Origin of the sequence: Yersinia pekkanenii (assembly GCF_001152565.1) — a bacterium.
GTDB lineage: Bacteria > Pseudomonadota > Gammaproteobacteria > Enterobacterales > Enterobacteriaceae > Yersinia > Yersinia pekkanenii.
This window is the reverse complement of sequence record NZ_CQAZ01000026.1, coordinates 25861-46094: the sequence shown is the minus strand read 5'-3', so window position 1 is coordinate 46094 and position 20234 is coordinate 25861. Positions and strand designations below refer to the sequence as shown.

Genomic DNA, 20234 nt, shown 5'->3' with positions numbered 1-20234 from the left:
ACCATATCAATAGCTTAATCCAAACTCCATCACCTGCGCAATAAGTGGTTATTAATTCATTTTGGCGCGAATAGCCACTTTGCGTAATTCTGATTAAGGTAGCGCGGGTTGTCGCCAGTGTACAGCCACCTTACCCGTTAGAATTGCAGGTGGTGATCCTGCTCACACTCTTAATTATGGCTATTGAATAACACAACATTGGCGAAAGAAACACCGCCAAACCGGCGGTATTCTCTCTATCACTCGACTCAGTTTTCTGGGTTAAGTGCCCCATCAACGCTATTTTCATCTGGGTAAAACATCTGCTGTTGTTCAGCCATTGAAATCAGTCGTTGGCAAGGCTCAAAACGTTCGCCGTACTGTTGCACCAGTAATCTGAGCGTTTTCACTACCTTATCAGCCCCCAGACTATCCATATAGCGGAAAGGCCCACCCAAAAATGGCGGGAAGCCAATGCCAAACACTGCGCCAATATCACCATCTCGCGGGTTACGAATAATTGACTCGTCCAGGCAACGTGCTGCTTCGTTCAACATCATCATGGTGCAACGCTGTGCTATCACGGAAGATTCAATATGGGCTTTAGCCGTCACCCCCAGTAAGATATAGATGCTGGTATCAACTTGTTTCCCTGGGTTTTTTTTCCAGTTAAAACGGCTGTTTTTTGTCGGATATAAATAGAAGCCACGACCATTTTTACGCCCTTTACGCCCATCCTTCAAAATGACCTCAAATGACGGCGGTGCGGCAAAACGTGGCCCTAATTGCTCCACTAAAATGGGCATGATTTTGGTGCCGACATCAATACCCACTTCATCCAACAGCGTAATCGGCCCCACCGGGAAGCCAAAATTCACCAGCGCTTTATCGATAGAATCGATAGGTTCACCGTCTAATAAACAGCGCGCAGCTTCGTTAATATACGGAGCCAGAATACGGTTTACATAGAACCCGGCGCGATCAGCTACCACAATGGCTGTTTTACCTTGTTTTCGGGCTAAAGCAACGGTGGTTGCAATGGTTTCTTCGCTGGTTTTTGCATGAGGAATAACTTCAACCAGTGGCATTTTATCCACTGGGCTAAAGTAGTGCAGGCCAATCACTTGCTCCGGCCGCTGCGCCTGTGCTGCAATTTGGCTGATCGGCAATGACGACGTATTAGAGGCGAAAATGGTATGTGCCGCGCCGAAATGCTCGATGTCGGCAACCATTTGTTGCTTCAATAATAAATCTTCAAATACCGCTTCAACCACAATATCAACGGTGTCAAAACCGCGATAATCTGTACTGCCGGAAATCAACATCATATGCCGTTGCCGCTCAGCCGGGCGCATTCGTTTACTGCGCACCCGTTTGCCTAAAGCACCCCAAGTGGTTTTCAGCGCCTGATTAATGCCCTGCGGATTGATATCTTTGATGCGTACCGGTAAACCCGCTCGAGTGGCGGTGACATTGGCAATACCCCCTCCCATAAGGCCGCCACCTAACACGCCGACACGATGGATAACACGGGGTTGAGCGGCACCACCGGTCTCTTTTTTAAGTGCGGTGGTAGCAAAAAACAGACTGCGCAGCGCGGCTGATTCAGGCGACATAGCCAGCTCACCAAAAGCTCTGGCTTCGGCTTCATAACCACTCGGCCCGCCGTAGTCTAAGCCTTTGCGCACCACATCAATAATACGTTCAGCCGCCGGATAATGGCCTTTAGTCTTCGCCAGCGTTTTCTTACGCACGCTACTAAAGAGTAATGCTTTACCCAATGGGCCACTGAGTAAACGTTCTTGCCACGGCAATGCGGGCCGATCGAGCCAACCGGCATTGGCCCGTTTGATAGCCACATCCAGCAAGATATCCTGTGGGACGGCATCGTCCACCAGCCCCATGTTAAGGGCCTGACGAGCACGAACTTGTCTGCCGGTCAGTATCATATCCAGCGCCTTACTGACCCCCACCAGACGCGGTAAGCGTTGGGTGCCTCCCGAGCCGGGCAGTAGACCAAGCTGTACCTCTGGCAAACCGAGCACGGTTTTATCATCCAGCGAGCAAATACGGCTATGGCACGCCAAGGCCAGTTCTAACCCGCCGCCGAGACAAGCACCATGGATAGCCGCAACCACCGGTACCGGAAATGCAGCGATTTGCGCCAAAATCGATTGCCCTTTCTGTGCCAAGACACGGGCATCCTGTGCGGTACGACAAGCGGCAATCATGGTGATATCAGCACCCGCAATAAAAGAGTCCGGTTTGCCGGAAATAATAACCAGCCCCTGTAATTGCGGTAAAGCCTGCGCTTGTTGCAATATCTCAGAAATTTGCTCTGCAAATTCAGCCTTTAAGGTGTTCACTTTGTCACCAACGACATCAATGGTGATAACACCAATATTGTCGGGCCGAATACTGAGGGTAAATACTGCCGGGGCCGAACTCGCGCTATTGGCCATTACCGTTTCACCACCACTGTTAAGTCCATTTTCCTGGCTCATTACTCCACCTCCAAAATCATCGCCGCGCCTAAACCGCCAGCAGCACATGCGGTGGTTAGCCCTAGGCCCCCGCCACGGCGGCGCAATTCATTTAATGTTTGGGTAATCATACGTGCGCCCGTTGCCGCGAAGGGATGACCGTAAGCAATCGAACCACCCAATACGTTGAATTTGCTCATATCGACTTCACCAATAGCGTGACTACGGCCCAGTTTTTCACGCGCAAAGGTATCACTGGCAAACATTTTCAAGTTAGCCAGTGTTTGTGCCGCAAATGCTTCATGCATGTCGATAAGGGTCAAATCTGCCAAGGTAATACCGGCACGATCTAGCGCCAATGGCGTAGCATAGGATGGGCCTAACAGCATGTCTTGCCAGACATCAATGGCGGAAAATGCAAAGCTGCGCAGATAGCCCAATGGTTGTAATCCAAGCTCTTTTGCTTTTGCTTCACTCATCATCATGACAGCTGCGGCACCATCCGTCAGTGGCGTACTGTTCGCCGCCGTGACCGTGCCGTGCTGGCGATCGAATGCCGGGCGTAATTTGGCATATTGCGCCAAAGTGGAATCTTTGCGGATATTATTATCTTCAGTAATAGCATCTCGGTAAGGCGGAATATAGGCCGTCATCACCTCATCGTGTAATAACCCTTGTTGCCAGGCTTCAGCCGCCATTTGATGAGATCGCAGCGCCAGAGCATCTTGATCTTCACGGCTGATACCATAGGTTTTTGCCATCTGTTCAGCAGTATCCCCCATGCGCAAACCCGTTGAGTATTCGGCCACGGCTGGAGCAACCGGTAACAGATCGCGCAATTTTAACCGACTGAATAACTTCAGCCGCTGGGATAAGCTGCGTGCTTTGCTGACATCGACCAAGGTGCGCGCCAGTGCTTTACTGACACCAATCGGCAGCACGGAAGAAGAATCGGCACCACCAGCTATCGCCACCGTCACTGAACCGGCAATAATACTTTCTGCCACATTGGCCACGGCCTGAAAGCTGGTCGCGCAGGCGCGTGAGACGCTGTAGGCATCGGTATGCACACTCATCCCAGTACCCAACACGATTTCACGGGCAATATTGGGCGCTTCGGGCATTTGTACCACCTGGCCGAACACCAGTTGATCGATTAGCTCAGGAGCGACGCCACTTCGGGCCAGTAATTCACTGACCACAATTTTGCCTAAGTCTACAGCCGGCACGCCATGGTAAGCAGTGGCCTGCTTAGCAAACGGGGTCCGCAGGCCGCTGACTATTGCAATGCGATCGCCCGTGCGCGTCACTAGCGATAATGGCTTACTCATAATAACGCTCCTGATAAATGAAGTGGCTTTATTAAAGCATAACAAATCACAGGTCTGACCTGATCCAATTATTGTTAACCAAACATTTACATTTGGTAAACCTACAGAACAGGAAAGTGGGAGCAGGAGCAACTTTTCAGCACAAAAAGGAGGTGGAAAAAACCAAGGATGGGAGAACACCAAGTTAAGGTGATAGATCTAACGCAATAAATTCACATAAGAAATAGTACTAATAAAAACGCGAAGCCAACAGCTCCGCATTTGATGGTGGGGTAAATTAACGTAGGCCAAGCTGGAAAATCATGGTTTCTGCCTGGCAGGCAAAAGTGAAATCGATAGTTAAGCGCACACCGTCTTCAGCTTCCTCCAGTTTATGCTCAATCAGGCAAGGATCGGATTCAACCGCCCGCGCTTTTTCAGTCAGCGTTTTCAACATAGCTTCCGCTGCAGTGCGGTTATCGAATACACAACTATAGGATGCTGTACAGTCCGTATTGTCCATTATAGTCCCAACATCTATACAGCAGCAGGCCGCCGTTTCTTCCGCGCTACAGCGCATGTTTGTTGATTGAACATTTGTATCTGACATTTTCAATTCTCCTCAACGGACATTTCAAAATAGGTGCACATTGTCTATCGATTAGCGCAAATAATAACCAGCGTGAATAAATAAGGCAGGACGCAAAAAATATTTTCTCTGCCGTTATTTTACTCCCCTAGGCCACAAGGCACTAGGACTTACTGTTTATAGGCCTATTAAGTGATGGAAATCACAGTCAAATTGTTTATTCGCTCATCAATAATGTGTCAGTTGCGACTAAATTGTGAGTTTTTTGTTAACTGTGTCAACTTTTTGCAATCAAAAATGAACAAATCATAAAACATACTTGCAACACGCACACAGGTCGGACCTATACTTCAGCCACTGGTCTGCTTTGTCTAACCGATAACGGACCCTACAATCCCGCATTCTCTTGTTACGGTATGTAACATTAATTAAAATAATGAGGTTTTGGTCATGAACCAGAAAAACCTGTTTACCCGATCAGCTCTGGCAGCTGCAGTAGCAATTATTTCCTCGAACGTTTCTGCGGCGGGTTTCCAACTGAATGAATATTCAGCTGCTGCATTGGGCCGCTCTTTCTCTGGTGAAGGCGCTGTTGCTGACAATGCTTCTGTTGGTAGCCGCAACCCCGCTGCAATGACTTTATTCGACCGCCCTTCTTTCTCTGGTGGCTTCGTGTATGTTGATCCCGATGTCGATATCAGTGGCAGATCGCCAAGTGGCCAAAGTACCGATGCCAAAAATATCGCGCCATCGGAGTGGATCCCGAATATCCACTTTATTATGCCGTTGAATGAACAGTGGGCGATTGGGGCTTCCGGCACCTCGAACTACGGTTTGGCCACTAAATTTAATGATGACTATGTGGCGGGCTCACTGGGTGGTGAGACTGACCTTAAAACTGCCAACATGAACCTGAGTGCCGCCTACCGTCTGAATGAAAACTTCAGTTTTGGTCTCGGCTTTAATGCGGTCTATGCTGATGCGAAGATTGTGCGCCATATTGGTGAAGCTGGCCGCGGCGTTATCCCTGCCAGCACTGAAGTTACCCGTATGGAAGGGACCAAGTGGGGCTATGGCTGGAATGCGGGCGTGCTGTATGAAGTGGATAAAGAAAACCGCTACAGCTTCACCTATCGTTCAAAAGTAAAAATCGACTTTGATGGCGATTTCAGTAGCCAATTACCACCACCAAGTGGTACTAGTGGCGCTATTATTCCGGGCGCGTTAACTCTGAATCTGCCAGAAGTGTGGGAAGTCTCCGGCTACAACAAAGTGGCACCAAAATGGGCCGTCCACTACAGTATGGCTTATACCAGTTGGAGTCAGTTCAAAGAACTGAAAGCCACCGGAACTAACGGCCAAACCTTGTTCGATAAGCAAGAAGGTTTCCATGATGCTTACCGTATCGCGCTGGGTACCACCTATTATTACGATGATAACTGGACCTTCCGTACCGGTATTGCCTTCGATGATAGCCCGGTTCCAGCAGATAACCGTACCATCTCGATCCCAGACCAAGACCGTTTCTGGATCAGTGCCGGTACTACCTATGCCTTCAACAAAGATGCTTCAGTTGATGTCGGTGTTTCCTATATGCATGGTCAGAACGTGCACATCAAGGAAAAAACACCTGCGGCATTGGGCGGAACTACCTATGAGTTCGACTCTAAAGGTACCGCACTGCTGTACGGCGTAAACTTCAACTACGCGTTCTGATAAAAGGTTATTGGCAGCACCTTTACCCACAAAAAAGCGCCTTGCGGCGCTTTTTCTATTTATTTAATCCCGGTGAGGAGATCAGATGTTCCCCTCCTATTAACGGGATAAGTATTGCTAATACTTCATCATACAAACCCAATTCTGATTCAACGACAAACTTGGCTTTACGCTGACGCCAGTCAAAAGTTTGGATTAAAGTCGTAGCCACAACACAAGGTGTATCAAGGTTAGTTACCGGTACTTCTGTAGGTGAACCACGTACACTGCGGCTCACCGGACAACACATAACCAGCCCCGTTAACCGATTATACGTTTCATGCGAAAGAATGAGGGCGGGACGATACTTACCAATCTCTTTCCCTTTCGTGGGGTCAAAATCCAACCAACAAATATCTCCGCGCTTTGGTATATACATTAATAATCAAACTCCCTCTCCGTGGGTTCCGCAAGTTCGTCAGCATGTGCCGTATAAGCAGTCAGTCCGGCCAACAGGCTTTCTTCGGTTAACGGCTTTTTGACGACTTTTTGAATGACTAATCCTTGTTCGCTGATATCAATATCGACTCTGTCACCGACTTCAAAATTCGGGATAGTTTTAAGATTACCCGACAGACGTAAAGCAACGCTATTACCCCATTTTTGTAATGTGGCTTGAGTTCGCATAATCCCCCCTTCACTTTAAGTATCCACAATGAGTATACATCACCAACGTATGTAGATACATCGTAGACACAAAAAAGCGCCTTGCGGCGCTTTTTCTATTTTGGGTATGACATCAATATCAGTTAGCTGAATCGATACTTTCCAGATCATCCTGAATAGCCTGCGCATTCGAATTCACTTCTGGTTTCAACTGCCCACCACTTGCCAGGAAATCATGGCGCTGGAAGTAGGCTTCACGCACCATCAGATACGGGTCGGAGGAGTTACGTAGCAAACCATCGGAATCCAATAGCTGCGCACGTGTCTCTACCCCTTCCAACATCCATTTACCGGCTGACATCCAGAAGGTCAGGTAACTGAGTACTGGATAGACATAATCAGCCGCATTACCACCATCCTCACGAACCGTGAAGCTGCCATAACCGGGTAATACCACGTAAGGGCCATAACCCACATCGTAATGACCCAACGTACTACCAAACCGGTGAGGAACTTGTTTGGCCAGCTTCGGGTTCGCCATACCGGCCACGTCAATCAGGCCACCCATACCCAAAATAGTATTCAGGAAGAAGCGGTTAAAGTGCTTCATCGCGTTATACGGGTCACCTACTAAGAAACTGTTCACCATGCTGGCCGGTTCTTCAAGGTTACCCAGGAAGTTACTCATCCCATTACGTGCCGGTTGTGGCACATAATCGCGCCAAACCACAGCCACCGGACGCACCACATAAGGGTCTAGAACCTCATAGTTAAAATTGAACATAGCCCGGTTAAAACCTTCTAGCGGATCAGAGCGGCCCTGCTCCATGTGATCCGGCGAGCTACTGGCACACCCTACTAACAATACGGTGGCAAAAGCCAGCCCAATCAGGCGGTAGTTCATACTTTTCTCCATCAAGCTCTTTGCAGCCCCTTACACTTAAGGGATCTGTTTATTTATCTGAATATTAATAGTTTGAGGCTGCCCTTTCCCGCCGAATGCCTGCACGCCACTGTCACCAAACCAGTCACCCGCTTGAGGATTGGCAGTGCCATCCAGTGAGATACGCGCACGCACTTTCACCTGCTGCAAGGAAGAGAGCAAGCGCTCTGGCATCATTGCATTACTGTCGTCCAGCGTGACAGATAGCGGAAAACGGCTCAAAGGGAGCTGTTTTACCACAACCGGTAGCGGATTTCCCCCATCAGTTACCGATACAATCAGTGTTCCCTGTTGGGGTAATTTCTGGGCGGCGTCAGATGACAGCGAAACCTCTATTCCCAGTGTAGCTGTTTCTTGCTCTGTCTGTGATTTGGCTTGCGCAATACTGCGTTTTATCACTTCTACGCGAGGATCGCCAGCAGGCAGCAATTTTAGCATAACTTCCCATGCGCCAATCGCTTGTTTAAAATCCCCCTGCTCAAACGCATTAAAAGCTAATAAACTCATGGCGCGTAGATTGCTGTGATCCTGCCCAACCATAGTACGCAGCATCTGCGTTGCCAGTTGATTATCTTGTGGGTCGTTAGAACGTGTTAGTACTTCGGCATAACCGAGCCTGACATCGTTATTATCGGGGGCGAGCTGATAAGCTTTAGCAAAAGCTTGTGTCGCGGTGGTGGCATTATTAAGTGCCATACCGACCCTGCCGAGCATCATCCAATCATTAACGTTACCGGGATCTTGCTGCAAAGAGGTGCGTAAGCCCAGTCCCAAACGAGCGACTTCCTCCATCGTTAAAGGTTCAGCGCGTTCATTGGCGACTCTGGCCCGCAATTCAGGCAGTTGCGCTTCAACCTGATGCCAGGCCTGAACCTGAGCCAAACCACCGGTTTTCAGATATAACCCTACTGAAACCATCACCAAAATGACCACTCCGGGTAACAATGCCCAGCGGTTGATCGAGCCTAACGGTTTATCCGAATATTGTGGGATATCAGTTAACAGGTTTTGTTGCAGTTCCTGAATCAATTCAGGCCGCTTTTCAACCACGCCCTGCGCTTCATCCTCAGCCAGTTCCGATAGCCGGTCCAGATAAATAGCCTTATTCAATTCATCGCGGGTGATCGCCGGTGAATGGGTATCTTGTCGCATGGCGGGAATGACCAACAAGGCACCCGCGATCGCCAGCAAAATGATCACTATCAGCCAAAAAGCCATTATGGTTGTTTCCTGTCAGTCTTTGCCTGGTGAGTCAGGAGGTGTTTTTCCACCGAGGTGCTTTTTTCCGCCAAGGTAGGGGGGGCTGTCAACAGGCTTTGTAAGCGCTGCTGCTCTTGCGTCGACAGTGGCGTTTCTTTCTCCACCCGCCGCCGGGCGCGTAATACCACCACTGCCGCACCTATCAATACAAATAGCGCAGGGCCGACCCACAAAATTAGGGTGGCAGCCGTAACCGGTGGCTCGTAAGTGACGAAATTGCCGTATCGAGCCACCATATAATCGATGATTTGCTGTTTGGTATTCCCCTGTTGCATCAAGTCATACACTTTGGCGCGCATATCGGCAGCAATAATGGCATTAGAGTCGGCAATGCTATTGTTCTGACATTTAGGGCAGCGCAGTTGCTCGGTCAACTCGCGATACTGTTGTTCCTGCTCTACCGAGCTGAAGTTATAGGTATCGATGGCAGCAAACACACTCCAGCTCAGTATCAGGCCCAGCGCCAGGCTGAATAATCTCATGCGCCCCCCTGATATTTCTGGTACAGCGGTAAGATTTCTTGCAACCAGACGCGATCATTAAGATCACCGGCATGGCGGTAGCGGATAATGCCCTGCCCGTCGATCAGGAAAGTTTCCGGTGCGCCATATACCCCCAGATCTAATCCCAGCATGCCATCACCATCATATAAACTCAGGGCATAAGGATTACCCAACGAATTGAGCCATTGTACCGCTTTCACTCGATCATCTTTATAGTTCAAACCCACCACACGGATGCCCTGTGCTGCCAGTTTATTCAGATATTGATGCTCGGCGCGGCAAGTCGGGCACCAGGTCGCCCACACATTAAGCAGCATCGGCTTGCCATCGTGTAATACCGCTTGATCAAAGGTTTTCCCCGGTTGTTCAAGGGATTCCAGCTTGAAAGTGGGTACCGGCTTGCCAATCAGCGCTGACTCCAACATGGTAGGATCATCACCATTGGCGTTACGGGTCAGTTGCACTAAAAAGGCCACCACCAGCAGTAAAAACAGTACCAACGGAATGAACATCAGCTTATTAATAGAAAAATGAGCTTTCATTATTCAGCCTCCGAGGCAGCGCCGCGTTTTAACTTTTTACTCATCCGATAACGCGGATCGAGCATACAGAAGATACCGCCGATGGCCATCAATACCCCGCCATACCAGATCCAACGGACAAAAGGCTTGTAATACAAACGTACCGCCCATGAACCGTCATCCAGTTCCTCGCCCAATGCGGCATAAAGATCACGGGTCAGACCGCCATCAATGGCCGCTTCGGTCATCATCGAGCGGGACACACTGTAATAACGTTTCTCTGCATGCAAGGTCGCTTCCGGCTTGCCATTACGGGTGACATCAATAATACCGACCCCACCGGTATAGTTTGGCCCTTTAATATCGTGAACATCGCGGAAAACAAAGTGATAATCGTGGATATCTATACTATCACCGGCCTTCATGCGTACATCGCGCTCGACACTGTAATTTTGACTGAAGGCAATACCTATAACGGTCACGGCTACGCCAAGATGGCCCAGCACCATGCCCCAGTGACTACGGGAAAGATGGCTCAAGCCGCGCCAGAAGCTATAGCGGTGGGTCGCGCGCTCGTGTAACTCCATGAGTGTCAGGATGATCACCCAGATGGACATCATCAAGCCAACCACCGTCATGCCGGCAATAGTGTCTTGCAGCAGCCATGGCAGCAATATTGACAGCAGCAGGGTGACCACTAAAGCCACACTCAGGCGTTTCCACAGTTTGCTCGGTTCATCACGACGCCAACGTACCAGCGGCCCGATGCCCATTAGCAGTGCCATCGGTGCCATCAGCCAGGTAAACATGGTATTAAAGAAGGGTTCGCCGATAGAGATACTGCCTAGCCCGAGTTGCTTGTGTACCAGTGGCAGTAATGTGCCCAATAACACGACGAGCATAGCCGCGATCAGCAACACATTATTCCCCAGCAGGAAAGTCTCGCGCGAGAACACTTCGTGCTGAGTACGGCTGCGCACCTGTGCGCCTTTGACCGCATACAGCAATAATGAGCCACCGATAACAACCACCAAATAAGCCAGAATAAACATGCCGCGCGCCGGATCAGAGGCAAAAGAATGCACCGAAACCAACACACCAGAACGCACCAGGAATGTCCCCATCAGACACAATGAAAATGCAGTGATAGCTAGCAGTACCGTCCACGCTTTGAAAGTGCCGCGTTTTTCAGTCACCGCCAGTGAGTGAATCAGCGCGGTTCCTGCCAGCCAAGGCATAAAGGAGGCATTTTCAACCGGATCCCAAAACCACCAACCGCCCCAGCCAAGTTCATAATAGGCCCATGCCGAACCAAGCACGATCCCCATAGTCAGGAACACCCATGCTGCTTGAGTCCACGGCCGTGACCAACGCGCCCAGGCACTGTCGAGCCGGCCAGCCATTAAGGAGGCGATAGCAAAAGCAAATGCCACCGAGAAGCCGACATAACCCATATAAAGTAACGGCGGATGGAAGATCAACCCGACATCCTGCAACAGGGGATTCAAATCGTTACCGTCAATCGGGAAGCCCGGCAAGGTTCGGGTAAACGGGTTTGAAGTCAGAATAATAAACAGCAGAAAACCACCAGTAATCATCCCCAGGACTGATAACACCCTTGCTAGTGCATCATCAGGCATTGAACGGCTAAACAGTGCCACCGCCAATGACCAACAACTGAGCAACAGCACCCACAACAGCAGCGACCCCTCATGTGCGCCCCAGGTTGCGGCAATACGGTAATAAACCGGTAAATGCGAATTCGAGTTTGCTGCCACATAGGAGACAGTGAAATCATTTACGATAAACGCATACACCAAACATATAAATGATAGCGTGATGGTGGCAAACATACCGTACGTCAATGGCCTGCCGACGGCCATCATACGGGCATCCTGACGCGCGGCCCCCCATTGCGGATACAAACTCAGCAATAGCGAGATAGCCAGCGCCAGGCATAACAGGAAACTACCCATTTCAGGCATCATGAGCCATTGCCCTCGCTGCTTGCGCTACTGTAAGCCTCAGCCGGGCGGGTGTGGTTTTCTTTCATCGCCTCTTTAACTTCCGGTGGTGTGTATTTTTCATCATGTTTTGCCAGCACTTCTTTGGCATTTACCGTATTACCCTCAGCAAACACCCCTTGTGCCACCACGCCCTGCCCCTCACGGAACAAATCCGGCAGAATACCGGTATAGGTCACTGTGACCACGCCACGCGCATCATAAACCTTAAAACTCATCTCTAATGTTGTGTTATCACGCTGCACCGATCCCGGCATCACCATGCCGCCAATCCGTAGGCGTTGGCCAATTTCTGGCTTCTCATGACGCTCACCTTTACCCTGCAAAATTTCGCCAGGGGTGTAGAACAAGTCAATATTGGCACGCAGCGCATACAGCACCAGAGTGGTCGTCAGACCGAGACCAATCAGAACCACCAGCACCAGATAGAGCCTACTTTTTCTACGTGGATTCACGGTTGTTTCTCCTGCGAACGGGCGGCATTTTTTACTGGTTCTGACTGAGCCTGATTTGCCTGACGAATCCGTTGTTCTCGCGCCTGACGGCGCTGAATATCCGCTAATAATTGTTTATGCTGCCATACCGTGTGTAGCCACAAACCGAACAGCGACAGTAAGGTGGCGGCGACCGCCAACCAAACATAAAAAGCATAACCGCCCATGGCAAAAAATGCCGCCCAAGAGTCAAAGGCCGGATTCATACGCGTGGCTCCTTACGTAATAAGGCATTCACCCAAGAGCGATAGCGCTCTTGCTGCAAAATCAGATTGCGTAGGCGCATCAGTGTTAGCGTAATAAAACACAGTAGATAGCCGAAAATCGCCCAACGCAACGGAGAGCGCATACTCGGATCAATACTTTGCTGCATGTTGGTCGAGCCTTGATGCAAGGTGTTCCACCAAACAACTGAGAAATGGATTATTGGGATATTAACCACACCGACCAGCACTAAAATACCGGCAGCGCGCCCGGCCAGTTTGCGGTCTTCAAATGCGTTATACAGGGCGATCACCCCCAGATAGAGGAACAACAGCACCAATTCAGAGGTCAGCCGCGCATCCCAGATCCACCAGGTTCCCCACATAGGCTTGCCCCAGGTAGAACCGGTCACCAAAGCAATAAAGGTAAATACCGCACCGACCGGAGCCATGGCCGCCACCAGGTTATCGGACATTTTCATTTGCCAGACCAGGCCGACAAACGCCGCAATGGCCATTGACATATAGATGCCCATCGACCAAATCGCCGCCGGGACATGCAAGTATATGATACGGAAACTGTTACCTTGCTGATAATCTGATGGAGCGAAGCCGAATCCCCACACCCAGCCCACCATCAGGCAAATAACTGCCCCCATGCCCAGCCATGGAATAAACTGACCACATAGGTGATAGAGCCGTTCGGGTTTAGCGAATTGATGAAACCATTTCCACATTTTTCATTGCTCACAGTAAAAATTGGACCGATATCACCCGGTGGGCAATGTCAGTGCAGGGTACGGCGCACAATCTGCTGTTACTTGTGTTGGCTACCGCGCTTAAGCTTCTGAAAATCGTTATTCTTTTATTGCACTTTTCTTTTTACAATCCATCGTGTTGCAACCGGCTAAACAGTTAGTGCACACTCACTCTCAATGCAGCGGCTGTGGCAAAAGGCGCAAGTGTCGCGCTCCCCACCAGCATCGCCCCTAAAATAGCCAGATAACCGTCAATTGGCAGCGCCATCGAGGCTGCATCAATGGCCGCAGTGGCAAATATCAACACCGGGATATACAGCGGCAGCACCAATAAACTCAGCAGAACCCCGCCTTTGCGCAACCCGACCGTCAGCGCGACGCCAATAGCGCCGATGAAACTTAAGGTCGGTGTCCCCAGTAATAACGTTAACACCATCGCCATCGCGGTTTTACTGTCGAGGGAAAGCAGTAAAGCGACCAACGGAGATAAAATAAGCAAGGGCAATCCGGTAACGACCCAGTGAGCACACACTTTGCCTAACACCGTGAGCGCTAGCGGAGTGGGTAATAGCAGCAACTGTTCAAGGGAGCCATCATAGAAATCATCACGGAATAACCGTTCCAGCGATAATAACGACGCTAACAATGCGGCAACCCACACTATCCCCGGCGCAATACGCGCCAATAATTGTGGTTCTGGGCCAATACCCAGCGGAAACAAGGTGATAACAATCAGAAAAAACCAGAGTGGGTTAACAATTTCTGCGCCTTTTCTGAAGGCTATTTTTAATTCACGGCGCAACACGCTGATAAACATTAATGCTCCTGCGTGTTAGTTAAACGGATTTTACGCACCTGTTGACCGACACCATCCAGATCCTGATGTGTGGTGAGCAGCACCATGCCCCCTTTAGCGGCATGTTCCACAAACAGAGCCAACAAGGTACTGACACCCTGCTTATCAATCGCAGTCAAAGGCTCATCGAGGATCCATAACGGGGCCTGGCTTAACCACAAACGGGCGAGTGCTACCCGCCGTTGTTGCCCGGCTGATAACTGTGATACCGGTAAATCCTCATAGCCCACCAGCCCAACCATGGACAAAGCCTGCCAAATTGCGGCACTATCCACCGGTTGATACACCGACTGATAGAAAGCCAAATTTTCAAAAGGCGTTAGCACAGACTTAATGCCCGGCTGATGGCCTAAAAATAATAAATCCTGATGATATCTGGCGCGATCACGGCGGATATTCTCCCCCAGCCAGTTCACCTGCCCTTCGTCGGCATCGGCAAGCCCGGCTAAAATACGCAATAAGCTGGTTTTACCCGCCCCGTTTTGCCCCTCGACCTGCACAATCTCTCCCGCAGCCACACAAAAACTTAACTGTTGGAACAAGTTTCGCTCATCTCGGATGCAGGTCAGATTTTTAACTTCCAGCATGAAGGGTTGTCTTCCACCGTAGGATTGTCAGTTCAGGAAAACCGAATGATAACATAAGGCTTAATCCTTACGTAGCGTGGGCCTAACGCTCCCCCTACCCTTATAGAGGTATTATTCGGCATAAGATCAAATTTCTGTAGAAAAAATCCACAACATTAAATTTTGGCTACTTTTTTCTTCTGCATGAACCGGTCATTTCAGTATGGACGGATAAATGTAAACCGACGATTTTCCCGATAGTTTGCTAACAAAAAATAGCGACGACGCTTATTACTTTAGTATTGCCCTATTTTCTTACTTACCCTCCAAATTAGCGGCAATCCATGAACTTATCCGCGTAGAGGGAGAGAAAGAGAAAGAGTTAGAACGTGACAGTTTTTGCGCTGCCGTGGTCGGTAATTGCGGCAGGGCTGTCCATGGGTGCATCACTTATCGCCAAAGGTATTTTTCATATTAAATTGCCGAGCAGCCCCCACTCATCCCCGCTGAGTTATCGGTTTTAGGTTATTAATTCCACTTATTTACTCTACATTGGTGACAGAATAACCAAACAGATAGCTAACTGCTTATTATCTCGGTCAAAATGCGTATAATGCTCCGGCAGCATACTTCATCGACAGCTATCCTGCCGATGACCGGGTCCCCGTAGTTAAACGGATATAACAAGCCCCTCCTAAGGGCTAGTTACTGGTTCGATTCCAGTCGGGGACGCCACAACAGCATAACCCAGCGTAACCACATCACACCGAAAACCCTTTCACAGCAAAGCCTCCAGCCAATCGACGTAACCACACATAACCACAAATAACCGTGAATAAAGTATAAAGTGGGGGTAGTATCAGGGGTATCGAAACAGCCTCTACATAGGATACCCCCGAAATGCCATTATCAGCCAGGCAGGTAGAAACAGCTAAACCACAAGAGAAAGCCTATAAGCTGTCTGACGGTGGAGGTTTATTTTTGTATGTCTCTATCACTGGCGCTAAGTCATGGCGGCTCAAGTACCGCATTAACGGGAAAGAGAAGCTATTAACGATTGGACTGTTCCCTGCAACTACCCTGGCCGACGCCCGACAAAAAAGAGATGAAGCTAAATCACTGCTTGCTGATGGTGTGGATCCATCTCAAGACAAGAAAGCAAAAAAAGTTTCTCAGCGCATCTCTGCCGAAAATACTTTTGAGGCGATTGCGAAAGAATGGCATTCATCAAAAATGAAAGTATGGACGCCAGACTACAGCGATTTAGTGATGTCTATGTTCGTTCGTGACGTTTTCCCTTTCATCGGGCATATGCCAATAAAAGACGTAAAGCCTTTAATGCTTTTGGATGTTCTCAGAAAAATTGAAGGGCGCGGCGCTATGGAGATGGCGAGGAAAACAAGGCGTCGGTGCGGGGAGGTGTTTAAATACGCAATTGTTACAGGACGAGCTGAATATAACCCGGCACCGGATCTAACCGTGGCAATGACACCGCCGAATAGCACCCATTATCCATTCCTAACAGAAGCTGAAGTGCCAGACTTCATTGTGGCACTAAACTCATACTTTGGCAGCGTGATAGCCAAGGCAGCTACTCAAATATTAATGCTGACCGGGTTGCGAACTAAAGAGTTGCGCCATGCTAAGTGGAGTGATGTTGATCTGGATGCTGCTATATGGACTATCCCAATTGAAGTAATGAAAAAGCGCCGCCTGCATATAGTCCCGCTATCCAGCCAGGTGATTAATTTATTCAAGCAATTGCAACCAGTAACTGGGCACTTTGAATTAGTATTCCCTGGGCGAAATGACCGAACAAAGCCTATAAGTGAAAATACCGTGCTTGGAGTGATCCGAAGAGTTGGCTATGAGGGCAGGACGTGCGGTCATGGATTTAGGCACCAAATGAGTTCAATACTCAATGAACATGGCTTCGAGGGTGACTGGGTAGAGCGTCAACTTGCTCATCTTGATAAAAGTAAAATCAGAGGCGTATATAACCACGCTCAATACATTGATGACAGAAAACGCATGATGCAATGGTATGCAGACTATCTTGACTCAATGATCAACAAGTAGAAACAAGCGGCGTCATGCAGCGCCGCCACCTCATTCGGCATCCCTGCCCACCCACTCACTCAATACTATCCTGCCGCTTTAACCGGATACGGTCTGCTAATTTGTGGCCTAGCTTTACTGAGGGCTTTTCGATCAAGTTGTAAGTGATGTATGACATTGCGAATGTAAGAATGAATAAAATGATGAACAATGTAAAACCGCCATTATTCTTATATATACCAAAGTCTCTTAGATATATCCCGCCAAGTTTTTTTACAACCATATGATTTATATACAAAGAGTATGACATTTCGCCCATCAAAACCCAAAACCGACTAAACGTCATGTTGTTTGTTTTAGAAAGTAAAGCCATTGAACCGACTAGCAAAAACGAATAAAAACCCCATCGTTCTATGCCGCCGCCCCGATTATAGCCTGACACTATTAACGATACTGAAACGCAAAGTATGCAGACAAGAGCAACATGAACTAGTTTATTTTTAAGGAAATCATCTTTTATATGAATAAAAATTTCCGCTATTATCATTCCATAAATAAAATCATATATAATCGGATTGGATAAAAACGTAAAGTTTCTTATAAACGACTCTCCTGCCACATCTCGTGTTATCGGGTCAATTTGAAGCGCACCACGAAAGTAAAGTTGAGATATCGAGCAGGCAGAAATCATTATTGCTATCGCAATGGCAGTTCTATATTTGTGACTTATTGAAATGGCAATTCCAAACAAGGCATAAAATAGTATTTCATAAGTCAACGTCCAAGCCGGTAGGTTAATGTTATACCCATACCACGGCCCGATAGAATTATAGTCATTCGGTATCAAAAGGTAGCTCTTGATAATGTTAGATGTTGTTGTGTCTAAAGTTGTATTTAGGATTATTGATATTGAAAGAACAATTATAAACAAGGGATATAGTCTAAAAAACCTTTTGATAGTAAACTCAAGAGGTGTATTTTTTTCTCTATTAATTGTGGAATATGTAATTATGAAACCACTGATAACGAAAAATATATCGACACCGACTTCACCAAGCCCGAACAGTCTGTTCCCGAGGTCTGCTTGTGCATAAACATCATTCAAATACTGTCTGAAATGAAACGCGATAACCAGCAAAACAGCGATGCCGCGAAGAAACTGTATAGATTCCAGTCTATTTGTTTTCACAAATTCTCTCTAAAACATAGATTTTCCATGTCAATATGTTACCTATTTGGTATTCATATTCATAGCCCCTTAACGGGGCTACTTAAGTGAAATCACTTAGTTATTAGCAGAGTCAGCCTATAGAGTATGCTGTAACCAGTTGCTGATATCCCTGTCTGGAAAGTTATCGATGATCCGTCAGCGGCCTTGGTTTTGATTCCTACCGCCGCCGATGAAGCTTGTCCCGAAGTGCTAACAATCACATGAGCCTCTGCTGACAGTATCCTCCAGCCCACTGGTGGTGTTATCGTAACGGTGCCATCAGCAGCGATAGCAGAAAGCGAATAGTCATATGCTACACAAACCCCTTTACCGGAATACTTATGACCAGTTCCACCGCCCGGAATGAATAGCGATTCGAGGTAGAAATCATTGATTACGTCAACGTTAGCCCAATTTGCTGGGGAAAGGTTTCTTATCGAACCTGTATACATCCTCGTATTTGCGAATAATGTTTTGCTATTTACGTCCTGATAACAAAGATATGCAGCATCAAATGGCGCACCGGAAAAATCACCATCTACATTTCTAATGGTACTTCTTCCCCTATTTACAGAATAATAAAGTGCGTTATTGCCAGCTGGCAGCGTAAATAACTGAGCCGCACCATTTAATAGTGACATAGAATACCACGGGCCATTTTTCCCTGTTGTATTAGAGATATTATGACTTTGTGCAAGAGAAATAGAGAAGTCTGTTGTTGATTGTGAGTTATAAATATGCGCACCTTGCCACGCTTCAATACCGATATTACCACCAATCCCTGTACTATCTATTGCTGTGATCGCAATAGCGGTTTCATTTGTACTGTCATAGTTAGCAAAACCTATAACCGCTCCCTCAATGAATCCATTGAATATTGAGTAATGGCAAGCTCGTAATACTAAACCAAACGGGCATGCATCTATTTTCACGTAGAAATCGAAAGAGGTATTTGTATTGCTCGGTGGAGTTAAATTTTCAGGTGTTATAGTTTTCGGATCTGCATAAAAAGCCTTGTGACACGAATCAATTACTAACTGCCCCTTACTGCCCCAGAACGAATATCCAAATACGCCATACTCCCCACCTTTAACAGCAACATCTAATTCTGCTCCATGGCCGTAGTTCATGTGCAAGCATATACGCTGTGAGCCTTTTGACGCAGATCGGTTTGGCAGTCCATAGGTTAGGCAATAACCTTTGAACATTATCCCACGTACAAATTCATCGGCGCTACCCGCTGCCCCTGCGTTTTGAACCCGGACAATACAATACTGCCCGAATGCCGGAAGCGTTGATTCAATATTTCGAGTGAAACGAGGACAGTCACCAGCATTATTGCTTGTAGCGAAACCGCTATCCCACTTACTTTTTATTGATAGCTCGAGATAATTTGAACCTAAGTGATAAATTGCAGTGCGTGGAGATTTCACAACAGCATAAAGCCTTGAGTATTTATCAGCCGCCTGACACGCCGCCCAGTCAATCGTCTGGCTCAGTGAAGTAACATGCGGATACACTGCTTGCGCTGCTGCAAGAGTTGCGTATCGCTCAGATAGCGGGTGTACCGTGCCATCACCGATTGCGCCGAATTGCTCTGGCGTTACCCAGTTAATTGCCTGGCTTAAATTACCCTGCGGACTTGCAGTAACCTTGTTGATATTTACTATTGGGCCACCGGATGAAGATATAAGGTCTGATCTTAAAGATGCATCACCAATTCCTACCCACGCACCAATACCAATTCCCCCAGTAGTCTCTGGCGTTGAACCGGAAGGGACAACTTTAGGGAATGACCCATCCCAACGGTAATATTCACCATTCATTTGCCAGCGGAGAGCTTCGCTAGAATTAGTTAGCGTCGCTCCAATTTCAAATGAGTCCATGGTTGTCCAGCCAAACTCCTTAATAGCCCTTTCAACAATGTCCCTCATGCCTTCTATTGTTAGATGGTCTCGTCCTAGTCGGTCGGTATATTTCAGAAGAAATGAAGTGACGAACTCGTCAATTTTCCCGGCGTTAAACTTCAAATCAACAGCAGCCTCGCTCGGAACGGGATTTTGTGTCGGTATAGTGGCCATATTTTTTCCATAAAAAACCCAGCGCATTGGCTGGG

The 20234-nt window shown here is 48.1% G+C and carries 19 protein-coding genes, 1 tRNA gene and 1 pseudogene; 4 read left to right on the top strand and 17 right to left on the bottom strand.

Features of this window, described 5'->3' with window-relative positions; translation table 11 throughout:
- Positions 1–248: 248 nt before the first annotated feature.
- The 3 genes from fadJ to AEP37_RS14045 all read right to left on the bottom strand — a co-directional run bounded on the left by fadJ (position 249) and on the right by AEP37_RS14045 (position 4382).
- Positions 249–2441 carry a fatty acid oxidation complex subunit alpha FadJ gene (gene fadJ / locus AEP37_RS14055; protein WP_408068333.1) on the bottom strand — a complete coding sequence of 731 codons (2193 nt, stop codon included), beginning with the start codon at positions 2439–2441 and terminating at the stop codon, positions 249–251.
- Between the two features lie 41 nt (positions 2442–2482).
- Entirely contained in the window at positions 2483–3793 is a 1311-nt protein-coding gene (fadI, locus tag AEP37_RS14050) for an acetyl-CoA C-acyltransferase FadI (RefSeq protein WP_049613911.1), read from the bottom strand.
- Positions 3794–4070: 277 nt separating this feature from the next.
- On the bottom strand, positions 4071–4382 hold the full coding sequence (locus AEP37_RS14045; protein WP_072086308.1) for a YfcZ/YiiS family protein: 312 nt from the start codon (positions 4380–4382) through the stop codon (positions 4071–4073).
- 429 nt (positions 4383–4811) lie between these two features.
- Between AEP37_RS14045 and fadL the strand changes: the two genes are divergently transcribed.
- Positions 4812–6077, top strand: coding sequence for a long-chain fatty acid transporter FadL (gene fadL, locus AEP37_RS14040; RefSeq protein WP_049613910.1), 1266 nt, complete (start codon positions 4812–4814; stop codon positions 6075–6077).
- 55 nt (positions 6078–6132) lie between these two features.
- Here the strand turns inward: fadL and AEP37_RS14035 are convergent, their stop codons facing one another.
- The 12 genes from AEP37_RS14035 to ccmA all read right to left on the bottom strand — a co-directional run bounded on the left by AEP37_RS14035 (position 6133) and on the right by ccmA (position 14871).
- Positions 6133–6495 carry a type II toxin-antitoxin system PemK/MazF family toxin gene (locus AEP37_RS14035; RefSeq protein ID WP_049613909.1) on the bottom strand — a complete coding sequence of 121 codons (363 nt, stop codon included), beginning with the start codon at positions 6493–6495 and terminating at the stop codon, positions 6133–6135.
- Positions 6495–6743 carry an AbrB/MazE/SpoVT family DNA-binding domain-containing protein gene (locus tag AEP37_RS14030; protein WP_049613908.1) on the bottom strand — a complete coding sequence of 83 codons (249 nt, stop codon included), beginning with the start codon at positions 6741–6743 and terminating at the stop codon, positions 6495–6497. Before AEP37_RS14030 ends, AEP37_RS14035 begins: the two co-directional genes overlap by 1 nt.
- A 118-nt stretch (positions 6744–6861) precedes the next feature.
- Positions 6862–7626 carry a phospholipid-binding lipoprotein MlaA gene (mlaA, locus tag AEP37_RS14025; protein ID WP_082170805.1) on the bottom strand — a complete coding sequence of 255 codons (765 nt, stop codon included), beginning with the start codon at positions 7624–7626 and terminating at the stop codon, positions 6862–6864.
- Between the two features lie 36 nt (positions 7627–7662).
- Positions 7663–8883, bottom strand: coding sequence for a c-type cytochrome biogenesis protein CcmI (ccmI, locus tag AEP37_RS14020; protein ID WP_049613906.1), 1221 nt, complete (start codon positions 8881–8883; stop codon positions 7663–7665).
- Positions 8883–9407, bottom strand: coding sequence for a cytochrome c-type biogenesis protein (locus AEP37_RS14015; RefSeq protein WP_049613905.1), 525 nt, complete (start codon positions 9405–9407; stop codon positions 8883–8885). Before AEP37_RS14015 ends, ccmI begins: the two co-directional genes overlap by 1 nt.
- The gene (locus tag AEP37_RS14010; RefSeq protein ID WP_049613904.1) at positions 9404–9970 is read right to left on the bottom strand and encodes a DsbE family thiol:disulfide interchange protein; all 567 of its coding nucleotides are present in this window, start codon (positions 9968–9970) and stop codon (positions 9404–9406) included. Before AEP37_RS14010 ends, AEP37_RS14015 begins: the two co-directional genes overlap by 4 nt.
- Positions 9970–11937, bottom strand: a complete 1968-nt coding sequence (locus AEP37_RS14005; RefSeq protein WP_049613903.1) for a heme lyase CcmF/NrfE family subunit — start codon at positions 11935–11937, stop codon at positions 9970–9972. The genes AEP37_RS14010 and AEP37_RS14005 overlap by 1 nt, the downstream gene beginning before the upstream one ends.
- Positions 11934–12428, bottom strand: coding sequence for a cytochrome c maturation protein CcmE (gene ccmE / locus AEP37_RS14000; RefSeq protein ID WP_049613902.1), 495 nt, complete (start codon positions 12426–12428; stop codon positions 11934–11936). The genes AEP37_RS14005 and ccmE overlap by 4 nt, the downstream gene beginning before the upstream one ends.
- Positions 12425–12673, bottom strand: a complete 249-nt coding sequence (gene ccmD, locus AEP37_RS13995) for a heme exporter protein CcmD (RefSeq protein WP_049613901.1) — start codon at positions 12671–12673, stop codon at positions 12425–12427. Before ccmD ends, ccmE begins: the two co-directional genes overlap by 4 nt.
- Positions 12670–13407, bottom strand: coding sequence for a heme ABC transporter permease (locus tag AEP37_RS13990; protein ID WP_049613900.1), 738 nt, complete (start codon positions 13405–13407; stop codon positions 12670–12672). Before AEP37_RS13990 ends, ccmD begins: the two co-directional genes overlap by 4 nt.
- Positions 13408–13585: 178 nt before the next feature.
- Positions 13586–14245 carry a heme exporter protein CcmB gene (gene ccmB / locus AEP37_RS13985; RefSeq protein ID WP_049613899.1) on the bottom strand — a complete coding sequence of 220 codons (660 nt, stop codon included), beginning with the start codon at positions 14243–14245 and terminating at the stop codon, positions 13586–13588.
- Positions 14245–14871 carry a cytochrome c biogenesis heme-transporting ATPase CcmA gene (gene ccmA / locus AEP37_RS13980; RefSeq protein ID WP_049613898.1) on the bottom strand — a complete coding sequence of 209 codons (627 nt, stop codon included), beginning with the start codon at positions 14869–14871 and terminating at the stop codon, positions 14245–14247. Before ccmA ends, ccmB begins: the two co-directional genes overlap by 1 nt.
- A gap of 298 nt (positions 14872–15169) precedes the next feature.
- Between ccmA and AEP37_RS27270 the strand changes: the two are divergent.
- From AEP37_RS27270 to AEP37_RS13970, 3 genes and pseudogenes are all read left to right on the top strand, one after another.
- Positions 15170–15350: pseudogene (locus AEP37_RS27270) on the top strand (formate/nitrite transporter family protein); the annotation flags it as partial.
- 160 nt (positions 15351–15510) lie between these two features.
- Positions 15511–15585 (top strand) — tRNA-Arg (locus AEP37_RS13975).
- A gap of 165 nt (positions 15586–15750) precedes the next feature.
- Complete coding sequence (locus tag AEP37_RS13970) at positions 15751–16929, top strand: tyrosine-type recombinase/integrase (protein WP_049613897.1); 1179 nt, start codon at positions 15751–15753, stop codon at positions 16927–16929.
- A gap of 55 nt (positions 16930–16984) precedes the next feature.
- Here the strand turns inward: AEP37_RS13970 and AEP37_RS13965 are convergent, their stop codons facing one another.
- Both AEP37_RS13965 and AEP37_RS27265 read right to left on the bottom strand, forming a co-directional pair.
- Entirely contained in the window at positions 16985–18097 is a 1113-nt protein-coding gene (locus AEP37_RS13965; protein ID WP_049613896.1) for an acyltransferase family protein, read from the bottom strand.
- A gap of 92 nt (positions 18098–18189) precedes the next feature.
- A complete protein-coding gene (locus tag AEP37_RS27265; RefSeq protein ID WP_244880787.1) occupies positions 18190–20226 on the bottom strand; it encodes a tail fiber/spike domain-containing protein in 2037 nt (678 codons plus the stop codon).
- Positions 20227–20234: the final 8 nt, after the last annotated feature.